Raw genomic sequence first — 1,022 nt, 5'->3', positions numbered from 1 at the left:
GTCACTTAACCATACAACCCCAAGAGGTCTTTATGTATGGACAAACAACCAAGGTGTTCTCGTTAAAGAACAAGTTCAAATTAATGAACGGTTTTTCGCCGGACTCAAATATGTTCATCACTTCCGAAGAAGGATGAAACCAAGAACACTTGAATGTGTTTGGTGTTAATTCAAAAGAATTAACGTTTTGAGAACTTTTGTTTCATTACCTCTCGGGTAGAGAGATAAGAAACAGATTTCAATTTAATCGTTTGATTAAATTTACTAGTCAGCTTTCCAGATTTTTAAAGAGCAAAGTGGTGTTTCTTCTCTCAAACAGAGAGTGGAACCACTTTCTAAAGATTCTCTTTCGAAAACACTTAAAGAGTGGTGGAGCTATGCGGGATCGAACCGCAGACCTCTTGAATGCAAATCAAGCGCTCTCCCAGCTGAGCTATAGCCCCATCGAGTAGTCTTCTTCTTTTCATTTAACAACGAAAAGAGAAAGTGGTGGGCGATACCGGGCTCGAACCAGTGACCCCCTCCTTGTAAGGGAGGTGCTCTCCCAACTGAGCTAATCGCCCACATGAGTTTTACATCGCCTGTGGAGGAGATGGTGGGTCGTGCAGGATTCGAACCTGCGACCAATTGATTAAAAGTCAACTGCTCTACCAGCTGAGCTAACGACCCGTGGCGTCCCATAGGGGAGTCGAACCCCTGTTACCGCCGTGAAAGGGCGGTGTCCTAGGCCTCTAGACGAATGGGACACACTGTTTGCTGAGGTTTGGGAACCTCAACCACTCTTTACTTTTTCAACCTATACAATCTGTGTGGACACTTGCATCAATAGTATCGTTAAGGAGGTGATCCAGCCCCAGGTTCCCCTAGGGCTACCTTGTTACGACTTCACCCCAGTCATGAACCACACCGTGGTAAACGCCCTCCCGAAGGTTAAGCTATCTACTTCTGGTGCAGCCCACTCCCATGGTGTGACGGGCGGTGTGTACAAGGCCCGGGAACGTATTCACCGTAGCATTCTGATC

General features: G+C 46.5%; 4 tRNA genes and 1 rRNA gene. All 5 read right to left on the bottom strand.

Going from position 1 to position 1,022, the window contains the following annotated elements:
* Window positions 1–367: 367 nt before the first annotated feature.
* Window positions 368–443, bottom strand: a tRNA-Ala gene (locus EQP46_RS23955).
* A gap of 44 nt (window positions 444–487) precedes the next feature.
* Window positions 488–563: transfer RNA gene (locus EQP46_RS23950), tRNA-Val, on the bottom strand.
* 30 nt (window positions 564–593) lie between these two features.
* A tRNA-Lys gene (locus EQP46_RS23945) sits at window positions 594–669 on the bottom strand.
* A 1-nt stretch (window position 670) separates the two neighbouring features.
* Window positions 671–746 (bottom strand) — tRNA-Glu (locus EQP46_RS23940).
* An 89-nt stretch (window positions 747–835) separates the two neighbouring features.
* A 16S ribosomal RNA gene (locus EQP46_RS23935) occupies window positions 836–1,022 on the bottom strand; the annotation flags it as partial.

It is taken from the genome of Enterovibrio baiacu, from assembly GCF_004120195.1.
Lineage (GTDB): Bacteria > Pseudomonadota > Gammaproteobacteria > Enterobacterales > Vibrionaceae > Enterovibrio > Enterovibrio baiacui.
This window is presented reverse-complemented; position numbering and strand designations above follow the sequence as displayed.